The sequence below is a fragment of the Occallatibacter sp. genome, assembly GCF_049510455.1.
Taxonomy (GTDB): Bacteria; Acidobacteriota; Terriglobia; order Terriglobales; family Acidobacteriaceae; genus Telmatobacter.
In genome coordinates this window covers 1-10,216 of record NZ_JBEKYX010000123.1, presented here as the reverse complement: position 1 = coordinate 10,216, position 10,216 = coordinate 1, and the positions used below count along the sequence as shown (strand labels likewise).

The following is a 10,216-nucleotide window of genomic DNA, read 5'->3' as shown; positions in this document are numbered from 1 at the left end:
GATGGGCACCTGATCCACGATTTCCTCGACAAAAATCATATCCCGCATCGGCTCATTCAATTTGAAAGCGAGGACGGGCGCGGGCTTTGCGAACGCCTGAAACTCGCGAGCAGCGACCTGCCCGCGCTGATTACGACCACTGGCGTGCCGATGTGCAAGCCCTCCTTGCAAGAGGTCGCGCAAGTGGCGGGTCTGCTCCGACCGCTAGCGGATGAGGGGGAAAGCGAGATTTTGTGCGATCTGGCGATCGTAGGGGCAGGACCTGCGGGCCTCTCTGCGGCGGTCAATGCCGCCTCCGAAGGATTGCAGACCGTGGTGCTGGAGAGCTTCGCGCCAGGCGGCCAGGCGGGGTCGTCATCGCTCATCGAGAATTTCTTCGGCTTCCCCACCGGCATCAGCGGGGGCGAGTTGACGAGCCGCGCGCAACTCCAGGCTTTTCGCTTCGGCGCGAAATTCTCAACGCCGGCACAAGCTCTTTCACTCGCCTTCAGCAAGGGTGATCACGCCGCCGTCCTGCAAATAGAAGGCTGCAACGCCAAACTACGAGCGAAGTGCGTCATCATAGCAACCGGTGCAGACTACAATCGCATCGACGCCGATGGGTGCGCGAGCTTCGAGGGCAGAGGCGTTTACTACGCTGCTACGGCCATCGAACGGCAGCTCTGCCGCAAATCGACGGTGATCGTGGCCGGCGGCGGCAACTCCGCCGGACAAGCGGCAATGTTCCTGTCCGAGAGCACGGAGAAGGTGTTGCTTGTGATTCGCGGTGCCGATCTATCCAAGAGTATGTCTAGCTACCTGTCGCTCCGAGTAGAGGCGAAGAAGAACATCGAGATTCTCTGTCACACTGAGATTCGTAAAATGACGGGCGACAAGCACTTGGAAACCGTGGAACTGGAGAACATCGAGACCCACGAGCGGCGCACCGTGCAGACGCCCGCCATTTTTTCCATGATCGGCGCCAAGCCGCACACTGATTGGCTACCGCCCGAGATCGAACGCGATGAAAAGGGCTTCGTAAAAACAGGAGCCGCAGTCGCAGATGCCCCGGCGTGGAAAGGCGCGAAGCGCCCACCAGGACCGCTGGAGACGAGCCGCCCCGGCATTTTCGCCGTGGGCGACGTCCGCTCGGGTTCGGTGAAGCGCGCCGCTGCTGCCGTGGGCGAAGGCGGCATGGCCGTGGAGGGAGTGCATCAAGCGCTCAGCGTATCGGGCTAACCCTTGACCCACAATTAAGAAAAACGGTTTCAATTCAGAGAACAATCATGACTGCTACTAAGCCCAAGGAAAGCGTGTTGAGCTCCGGCGCTTCTCTGAGAAGATTCTGCTTCGAGAGCAATCAAAGAACAACATCGGCATGTTCTAAACGAACAAGCCTCCGCAAGGTTCCCTCGGCCTCCAGTAAACGCGACCCGGTCTTGAATCACCCCGGAATCTCTGTTCTGTCACCGTCTTCCCTAGGACGCACTGGCATGATCCGTCTAAACGGAACGGGGATTCAGGATGAATGGCTCCGCGTAAGATGGCTCGAAAGGCAGAGATCAGAGGCAGGTTGGAGCAACCGGTGATCCAATGTGATCAGACAACAGTCTGGTGACACTCCTAGGATCATGTGCAGGGATGAAGTAGGACAGTCGTTGCAAGGGCGGGTCCGCTTCGTCTTGCGAGAGGTTACAACATGTCAACAATTCTCATTATTATATTGGTGCTATTTCTGCTCGGAGGCGGGGGCTGGGGATATTCGCGGTGGCGTCGCTGAGGAGGATGCCGCATAAACACGCACACGCTGGTTTGATCTTACTTGGTCGGCTGCCTGTAGGGCGATCAGTTCAGAACTCAATGAGCAGTTCACCGCTGATCGTTCAAAGAAGGGCCGCTTCGTGAAAAAGAGAAGCCGAATCGAGATTGCAAGGGAGATTATCTCCAGCTTGAAGAGAGAAATGCAAAGGCCACAAGTAACGGAGTCGGTCCGCAATGGCTTCAGCGCCCAGACCGCACGAGCTGTCGAGAAGCCCGCTACACATTCGGCGCGAGTATGATTTCTGGCCCTCTAATTGCGCCACACTCAACTTCAATTCTCTCAGCTGGCTTCACGCTTGGCGCGTCTGGCAGGCAACGATAGCAGAGCGGATGAGTCAGGCGATCTCCCGGAGCTATGCATGTGCGGCTGGTCAATGACGAGTGACAACGTCTTGATGGGTTTGTACCTTGCAAAGCCTCTCTGAACTTGTCAATGGATCATGCTGGATGCTGGGCGGGCAGAAAGACGGAGAAACATGTGCCAGAGCGACCCGGCCGGCACGTGCTCCAAACGCGTATTGAACCACCAACACGGTTGACGATACCGGCGCTTACCCATAGTCCTAGGCCTGTTCCTCGTTCCCCTTTTGTTGTGAAGAAGGGCTGATAAACTCGCGCTCGATCTTGCGCCGCAATACCACTCCCCGAATCAGCAATCGAGAGACAATAACCACGAGATGCTCTATGGACTTCACAGAGCCAACGTGGAGCTGGATAGAGGTGCAGGATGACCTGTCCATGAGCGCTCGTGGCATCAAGCGCATTTAGCAACAGGTTCGTAACAACCTGAACAATCTCGCCTCTGAAGGCCAAAATGGTTCCGTCCGTCTCGAGGCGCTGATGAACGACAATTCCTTGCCTCTCAGCCTGGGGGCGGTAAAAGTCCGATACCTCGCGGAGCACCGCATCCAATTTGAATTCTGCAGGCTTGTTGCCATCGCGGTGGAACTTGAGCGAATGTGCAGTAATGCGACGCAAACCTTGCAACTGATCTTCTAGCGTGGCGATGTAAGCTCGTGCCTCGGTGTCTGTTTGGAGAGGGGCCAGCAGATATACCAGATTGGTCATTGCTTCTAAAGGATTGTTAATCTCATGGGCCATGGTTGAGGCGAATCTCGCTGTCACCGCCAGCTTTTCGCTATGCACCAGAGCCTGTTCCATCCTCTCCCGATTGGCGATCTCAAGTTGCAATTGCGCGTTTAGGCTTTCTGCGGTTTCCCTGAGTTCATGCTGGCGCACACCTGACAACAGCAGCTGCTCATTCACGGCGATTGCTCGCTGATGAGCTTGCGTCGTCTCCGTCACTTGCATCATGACGCCAACTGGGTGATCCTCTGCACCTTGGATAGGCCACATCGTGTATGACCGACGAGCGAAATGAGCTGCTGTTCGTTCCGGTTCACTCTGAATTTCGACTTCTCCCGTGTTATACACGTGGTTCAGCAATTCAAGGCATCCTTCCCAGCCTACGACCTCGACGAGCGGCTTTCCCACTAGTTCATCTTTAGTCTTGCAGGCAAGCCGGCAAAAGGCGGAATTCACGTAGCGCAGAATGTGATCAGATCCCGCCAACGCAGCCGTCGGCAGGGGCAAAGTATCCAAAATTGAGCGCTCGCTGCTCGTCACACCGCGCTCCCAGTTAAGATGAAGGCTGGCGTCGACCTCCGCGTTCTCTGATAACTCCTTAGGTCTCATTCTTGGCTTCCGAATCTAGGGAGGACTGTACCTCCTGGGTGGACCGGTTCGAATGCACGGGAAGTCCGCTGATTAGGCCCTGATAGTTTGTCAGGCGTTGATCCAAAACAACCACGCCCTTCGACGTGATTTCATATTCGCGAATATCTTTGGCGTGATTGCCACCGCGCATCTTGATCACCACCATAACCTTGCGAAGTTGACCGTCAATGGAAACATACCGGAGCCGGATGATGTCATCGCAGAGGAAAGAGATGGAGTATGTACTGAAGGGAAATTCGGTAAAGGACTCATCCACTTCAACCGTGCTAAGAATCGTCACCCCGATGCCCGTTAAGGCGAAGATCATCCGATAGAGCGATTCGCGAAAGTCGGCGCGGAACCCGGGCGAAAGAGCCATCTCAAAACCCGCTAGAGAGTCGATCACTAGGCGCTTGGCACCGATCTTCTGCACAGCGTCGAGAATCGACTGCATGGTTTCATCCACTGACAGATCGAGGGGACGGAGATAGAGGATGGTAAGTTTGCCGCTTTTCTGCGGCGTTTCCAAATCCAAACCTAATTTGCTGGCCCGCTCCGCATACGCCTGCGGACGTTCTTCAAAGACAGCCACAATGCCCGGTTCTCCGTGATGTATCCCTTCCGCAATAAATTGGGTCGCGAGAACAGATTTACCGGTTCCCGAAGACCCGGCTATGAGCACACTATCGCCCTCGCGCACGCCCCCATCCAACATCTTGTCTAACTCTGGAACGCCGAAGGAAAGGCGCCGATTGGCGGGCGGATTTCTCTTGCGAGCGGTTAACCCAAACGTGCGCGAGAAGGCTTGTACTCCGGCCTCGGTGATGCGGAAAGTGTGCAACCCGGGCACTGAAGCCTGGCCGCGCAGTTTTATGATCTGCAGCTTGCGGACAATTGAGTTTCGCTCCGTTGTCTGTCGCAACCAGAAAAGTCCATCAGCGACTGTAAATATGGGATTATCGCGCAACTCCTCCTCGGCGTACTCACCGATTAAGAAAGTTGTCGCTTGCCAACTGGCAAGAGACAGGGCCAGGCGCTGAATGAACGATTGCAGATCCATCTCGCTTTTCGGCTGCCGCACCATTGTGCGGAATGAATCAACAACCACGACAGCAGGATTGACTTTTTCAACTTCTTTTGTGATCTCCTCCAAGACCGCGCCCAGATCCTTCTCGAGGACAACCTGGCTGAGATTGATAAAGCGAATCGCATCCGGGAGCTTGGCAGGATCGAAGAATGTGTACTGCTGCTGGTATCGCAACATCTTGATGGCGGACTCACCCAGGACCGTAAAATAGAGCGCAGGTCGCTCCGGCGTCGCATTCGCAAACACGAACTGGTGCGCCAGGGTCGTCTTCCCGCTTCCCGGGGCACCCGCGATGATGTTGAATGAGTATTCGGGGAAGCCACCACCCACAATTTCGTCGAGGCCCGGAACTCCGGTTGGTAGTTTGTTGATCGTTACTCTTTGTTCAGTCTTCACGATTTTCTCCCATTCTCCGAATTGCGATCGTCAAGGACAGCACCAGGCCACGCCTCGCGCAGCAGGCTTAACGTTAGAGCTTCGCCAAGAAAAATGAAAAGCAGTCCGAGTAAGCGAGAAATGAGGATGACTCCGCCCTCATGAACCCGATCCTGCTCCGCCTTGATCGAAGGCTCAATCGCGCTGATACCTTCGAGATTTCCATCCGATCCCACCTGCACCGCGCTAAGACTGGGAACTTCTGATCTCGCCAGCGATAGAGCGCGAGAGGCGAGCGCGTGAAAGCCGGCGGATCCGGCTAATTCGCTAAGACTCAGGCGCAGCTTTTGATAGACGCGGTGCGTTGTCGTCTCCACTGGCTCGGAGGTGTTGCCCGCGCAGGCTTCGTAACTGAGAAGCCGTTGCGTTAAATCTCGCATCTCCGGGAGAGTAGTCATATTCAATCCCGCTTCGCTCCAAGCGCAAGATTCCGATATCTGTTAGACGCCTCGCGGAAGGACTAGGGCGGCAACACTCTCGCCAACGACCACCCTGTTAAGCCGTTCTGCAAATCCAAATCTAAAAAATCGGATCTTGATGGCGCGCCTCGTTGCCACTCAGTTCATATAGCGATTTGTCTGTAGGTCCGGTGCGTCTTCTTGCGGACCGCCGGCCTTGCTTCGGATGAGTGTGAAAACGTCCAAAACCGTCGCAATGCTGCGAATGCTCCCAGCAGTACTCAAGAGTCCTTCCTCCATACCAGGATGTTTGTCGGCCAGGTTTTCAATACGTGCGCTCACCTTCCTCAGCTGGTCAATTTCCAGAAGAAGGTCCTCGAAAGCCGCAGCAATTGCGAGATCTTCAGACGCCAAGTCCGCAGTGCCTGTTGAGGTCGCCACGGACTCTGTCTCGATTTCAGCCTGCAGGCGTAAATCTTCTATCAGGCGCATCGTTGTCGATTCACCCAGGAGGGTAAGAAACAGCCCGAGCAGCTGCGCGATCAAAATGATTCCGACGTCGCCATCCTCGCCCGAGTTGGTCTGAGACTCAATTTCGCCAAGACCGCGCAAGCCCCCATTCGCCATGACCTGCACGGCATTGAGTTGGGGTGACTCCGACCTGGCCAACGCCAAAGCACGAGTAGCGAGAGACTGAAAGCCCTCAGTTCCTACGGGTGCGCCGAGTTGTCGGCGCAACCTCTCGTATACGCGCACACTCGCTGGCTCAGTTTGGAGTGAGGCAGCGCTCGAATCCGCCTCACGAGCAACGAGCCTGCGAGCCAGGTCACGGGTCTTTTTTGGTGTAAGCATCGGTTCCCTTTAGCTGCAAATTGCTCTGCTTCGGCTTAATTGCGCAGCAACCATGGACGTAATACTGTGATGTCCATGACTGTACGTCGCATCGATACAGATCGGCATCTTTTGTGTTGCTAAATCTAACCGCGCAGGATTTTTAATCCGCGTATTTCTTCAATTTCTGAGGAGACTCCAAATCGAATGCTTCTTGCGTGATTTCTCCCGTCAATTGGTCGTGCAGAACTACGTTCAGGAGAGATTTGTGAACCTGGATTCGGTCGCTGTAGTCGATAAAGCCAAGCTTGCGGAAACGGTTCATGAAGAAACTCACCCGAGAGCGGGTCGTCCCGATCATCTCCGCCAGAGTCTCTTGCGAAATTTTGGGGAGATATTGTTCGGGCTCACCAGTCTTGCTGATCTCCGACATCAGGAGGAGGATGCGCGCCAGACGCTTTTCGCTGGAGTTGAAGAGCTGGTCAACAAGATTGGCCTGGGTGCGCATGCTGCGGGCCAGCAGGAATTTCAAGAATAGATCGGAGAACGCGTGCTCCTCGTGCATTATGCGTATCATCTCCTCGCGATCAATCTTGAGTGAGTTGCAGGCTGTGATGGCTGTAGCGGTGGCCAATCGCAGCCCATGGGCCGCTGTCAGTGACTCTTCTCCTGCAAAATCCCCTGGGGCGAGGATCGTGATGGTGGCTTCCTTACCCGCCTGCGATACGACCGTGATCTTTGCCTGGCCACTCTGCAAATAAAAGATAGAATCCGCCGGATCTCCCTGTGAGAAAAGGTTCTGCTTTGCGTCTAGATGCACAATTCTTCGCCCGGGCCCGGCGTTTGCCAGGTAGGAGGCAGGGTCAAATTCCGCACCGCCGTGTTGAATCATTCCGAAGCCCTCCTTTCCGGTCCAAGCACCAGCGATATTGACCCCTTTCCAACTTCAGGCTAACGGCGGAAGTGCCAGACCGAGTAGGGACTGCCAATCACCGCGAAGGGGAAATGCCCGAAATCGCTGATCTTATTGAGGATCAATGCCAACTGCGCCGTTTCACACTCTACGCGGTGTTCTCTCATATCATTGCACCTCGTAAGCGAGACGTCTGTTCACTTTTGGTCACTCTCTCCGAATAAGGGTAGTGCCCTACTCAAGCGCAGGCATTCCTTTAAGCAGGGCGCGATCGAGAACCGTTATCGAACCTATATCAAACAACCTTTGCCCCTTCGGCTCGACCAGCGATAAGGCCTGAATGCGTTGATTGAGAGCCTCTATTTAAAAAAGCAAATTCTGTGCGCCGCGTCGCTAACCTAGAGCCCCGGCACCGATGCCGCCTGGCGATTCTTGACAGTCGCAGGTGTAGTAAGTATAAACTTACCGTAAGCTCGCACTAACGGCATTGATCTGCCGGCTGCAGTTATCACATCAAGAAAATGGCAACATCGCAACGTATTGAAAAGGTATTCGACGCACTTGGCGACCCAACTCGTCGCGCTGTCTTTAGGCGTGTACGTAAAGGCAATCGCTCAGTGCGCGAGATAGCCGAAGGGATGGATGTGAGCCGCCCAGCCGTTTCTCAGCACCTTAAGGTACTAAAATCTGCCGGTCTTGTGGTGGTTCAAATTGAGGGATCACGTCGGCTTTACGGCATTGATCGGAACGGCATCGAAGCGCTGAAACAGTGGTTGGACGGATTCTGGGATACCTCCCTAACGGCGTTTAAACGAGCAGCGGAACTGGAGCAGGACAATACGGAGGATCGACATGATTGAACAGAACGTCGGCGACCCTAACAGCATCAAGAAAACGACCATTGTGGAAGCCGATCAAGAGATTGCTTGGCGTGTATTCACCGAGAAGATGGGATCGTGGTGGCCCCTCGCCTACTACAAAATTGGCCCTGCGAATGCAGTTGACGCGGTCATCGAGCCTCACGTCGGAGGGCGCTGGTTTGAGCGCGGTGAAGACTCCAGCACCTGCCAATGGGGTTCCGTGCTTGCGTGGGAGCCTCCCTCGCGCATTGTGCTGTCGTGGGATATCAATGCTGACTGGAAGTACGACCCTGAGCTGAATACCGAAATCGAGGTTCGTTTTGTCCCGGACGGTAGCAAGCGTACGCGCGTAGAACTTGAACATCGCCGTCTCGACCGCTATGGTGCTCGACGCGACGAAATGCGTCGTATTTACGATACCGAGGGCGATTGGGGCAAACTCCTCGAAGCGTTTGCGGGCGTAGCTGCGGCTTGGAAGGAAGCTTAACCATGGCGAATATCGAGAAAGCCCGAAAGGCGTTGTTGCGAAGGGTCCTTGAAGGAGATGGAAAAACCTCCACACTCGAACGTCGGTCCGCGTTTAGCAAGAGCGACCTCTCCGAACCACTTCGTCAGCTCGTCGACAAGGTGGCTATGAATGCTAGGGCCGTCCGCGATGACGATCTTATTCAAGCTAGACAATCGGGGTTTAGCGAAGACCAAATATTCGAGATTGTAGTATGCGCCGCGATTGGACAAGCCACTCGGCAATACGACGCTGCGAAAGCGGCTCTCGAAGCGGCGCGGAGGAATTAGAGATGCGGCTTAAAATTCTCGATCGCGGCCATGGTTTCGGTACCAAGACGCTCTTCGTTCTGATTCGCGCTGTCTCACGGCAGCCAGTCCTCGACGTAATCAAGCTGGTAAAGTATCGTCCAGATTTTTATGGCCAACCGATGTCCGAAATTACCCAAGAAGCCATGCGCGGATATTCCCCTTGGTCCGTCGCTGATCGCGAGCTAATGGCTGCATTTGTCGCGAAGACAAATCAGTGTGATTTCTGCATAAAGGCCCACTCTGCTGTCGCTGATCTTGCATACAGAGGTGAAAAGCACGTCGCAATGCTTCTGTGCGACCCGACTCTTGCTGGAATAGGCGAACCATTACGGGCGACCATGCTGATGCTTCGCAAACTGACCATGGAGCACTCAATCGACGCGGACGACATGCGAGGCGTGCTTGCAGCCGGAGCTTCGGCCGAGCAGATAGAGGATGCCCTGGCAATCTGCTTTTCATTCGATGTAATCGTGCGCTTGGCTAATTCGTTCGGCTTTTCTGTACCTTCGACGGAGGCTTTCGCAGCCGGCGCTAAATACCTACTCGCGCGTGGCTACCGCTAAATCCGTCAGCAGGAATCGAGTCGTCAATGAGCGCACTATCGCCAATGCGCACATCGAGCCGGTTCGGACAAACTGTGCCTGTACTCAAAAGGGCTTCTGCGGGATTTTGATTGTGCGACGCGCGTTTCCAAAGCAGGCCATGGAAATGACAGAGTATGGAAAGCATGGAAAGCCAAGAAACCGGCTTTCCACCCTTCCCACACTCTTTGGAAATCCCTGCGGGATTACCACATTCCCACAGCCTCGACTGCTGGCATATTTCAAGATGCAAGACCAAGAGAGACCGAATCCAAGGCCTCTGGAGCACAAGGGACTTGTAATGGAGGTCCCCGGTCCAAAGTGTAACGGATGTTCCGGTACACTCAGATCCACCGTCGAGCACCCATTTGCGACGATCAAGTATCGAATATTCGGGCACCCGCGTCTCCTGCTACGTGGATTGTCCGGCGCGAAGGCTGAAATTGCTCTCGCGACAATGGCATACAACCTCAAGCGCATCACAAACGTGCTCGGTGCAGCTAAGGTGACAAGGGTCCTTCACCAACTGTGACAGGGTGCCGCTCCAGGGTTCACGATTCACAGTCTCGGGGAATCAGCGTGAACATTTCGTCGCTCCTCTCGCATCTCCTCAATTGTGTTTCGTAACGACCTCGTTCCTGCCCGCAACGCCGCCCCTGATCCTCTGAAAATCAACAGCAAAGGCAAAAGCCGCTAAGTCTGTATGTCTTTTCTAGAGCCGCATCCATCGGTTCTCCTGTTCACAGGAGGAAAAAGCATGAAGCAGATCCGATCATTCA

Annotated in this window: 12 protein-coding genes; 6 read left to right on the top strand and 6 right to left on the bottom strand. The window is 54.8% G+C overall.

Annotation, left to right across the window (positions count from 1 at the left end):
- Together ABSG47_RS18500 and ABSG47_RS18495 are read left to right on the top strand one after the other, a co-directional pair.
- The coding region (locus ABSG47_RS18500) for an NAD(P)/FAD-dependent oxidoreductase (protein WP_424171268.1) at positions 1 to 1,218 on the top strand (1,218 nt) is incomplete at its 5' end.
- A 460-nt stretch (positions 1,219 to 1,678) separates the two neighbouring features.
- On the top strand, positions 1,679 to 1,759 hold the full coding sequence (locus ABSG47_RS18495) for a DUF3309 family protein (RefSeq protein WP_424171270.1): 81 nt from the start codon (positions 1,679 to 1,681) through the stop codon (positions 1,757 to 1,759).
- Between the two features lie 479 nt (positions 1,760 to 2,238).
- Here ABSG47_RS18495 and ABSG47_RS18490 read toward each other — a convergent pair whose 3' ends face one another.
- The 6 genes from ABSG47_RS18490 to ABSG47_RS18465 all read right to left on the bottom strand — a co-directional run bounded on the left by ABSG47_RS18490 (position 2,239) and on the right by ABSG47_RS18465 (position 7,347).
- On the bottom strand, positions 2,239 to 3,495 hold the full coding sequence (locus tag ABSG47_RS18490; RefSeq protein WP_424171266.1) for a two-component system sensor histidine kinase NtrB: 1,257 nt from the start codon (positions 3,493 to 3,495) through the stop codon (positions 2,239 to 2,241).
- Positions 3,485 to 4,999, bottom strand: a complete 1,515-nt coding sequence (locus ABSG47_RS18485) for a DUF7125 family protein (protein WP_424171264.1) — start codon at positions 4,997 to 4,999, stop codon at positions 3,485 to 3,487. Before ABSG47_RS18485 ends, ABSG47_RS18490 begins: the two co-directional genes overlap by 11 nt.
- Positions 4,996 to 5,436, bottom strand: a complete 441-nt coding sequence (locus ABSG47_RS18480; protein ID WP_424171262.1) for a hypothetical protein — start codon at positions 5,434 to 5,436, stop codon at positions 4,996 to 4,998. The genes ABSG47_RS18485 and ABSG47_RS18480 overlap by 4 nt, the downstream gene beginning before the upstream one ends.
- 159 nt (positions 5,437 to 5,595) lie before the next feature.
- Positions 5,596 to 6,063 (bottom strand): hypothetical protein, encoded by a 468-nt coding sequence (locus ABSG47_RS18475; protein ID WP_424171260.1) that lies wholly within the window; start codon positions 6,061 to 6,063, stop codon positions 5,596 to 5,598.
- Positions 6,064 to 6,430: 367 nt separating this feature from the next.
- Complete coding sequence (locus ABSG47_RS18470; RefSeq protein WP_424171258.1) at positions 6,431 to 7,159, bottom strand: Crp/Fnr family transcriptional regulator; 729 nt, start codon at positions 7,157 to 7,159, stop codon at positions 6,431 to 6,433.
- Between the two features lie 59 nt (positions 7,160 to 7,218).
- Complete coding sequence (locus ABSG47_RS18465; RefSeq protein ID WP_424171256.1) at positions 7,219 to 7,347, bottom strand: hypothetical protein; 129 nt, start codon at positions 7,345 to 7,347, stop codon at positions 7,219 to 7,221.
- 354 nt (positions 7,348 to 7,701) lie between these two features.
- Between ABSG47_RS18465 and ABSG47_RS18460 the strand changes: the two genes are divergently transcribed.
- From ABSG47_RS18460 to ABSG47_RS18445, 4 genes are all read left to right on the top strand, one after another.
- The gene (locus tag ABSG47_RS18460) at positions 7,702 to 8,040 is read left to right on the top strand and encodes an ArsR/SmtB family transcription factor (RefSeq protein WP_424171254.1); all 339 of its coding nucleotides are present in this window, start codon (positions 7,702 to 7,704) and stop codon (positions 8,038 to 8,040) included.
- Positions 8,033 to 8,527, top strand: a complete 495-nt coding sequence (locus ABSG47_RS18455) for an SRPBCC family protein (protein ID WP_424171252.1) — start codon at positions 8,033 to 8,035, stop codon at positions 8,525 to 8,527. The genes ABSG47_RS18460 and ABSG47_RS18455 overlap by 8 nt, the downstream gene beginning before the upstream one ends.
- Positions 8,528 to 8,837: 310 nt before the next feature.
- A complete protein-coding gene (locus ABSG47_RS18450; RefSeq protein ID WP_424171250.1) occupies positions 8,838 to 9,419 on the top strand; it encodes a carboxymuconolactone decarboxylase family protein in 582 nt (193 codons plus the stop codon).
- A gap of 139 nt (positions 9,420 to 9,558) precedes the next feature.
- Positions 9,559 to 9,969, top strand: a complete 411-nt coding sequence (locus ABSG47_RS18445; RefSeq protein ID WP_424171248.1) for a transposase — start codon at positions 9,559 to 9,561, stop codon at positions 9,967 to 9,969.
- The last annotated feature ends 247 nt before the right edge of the window (positions 9,970 to 10,216 follow it).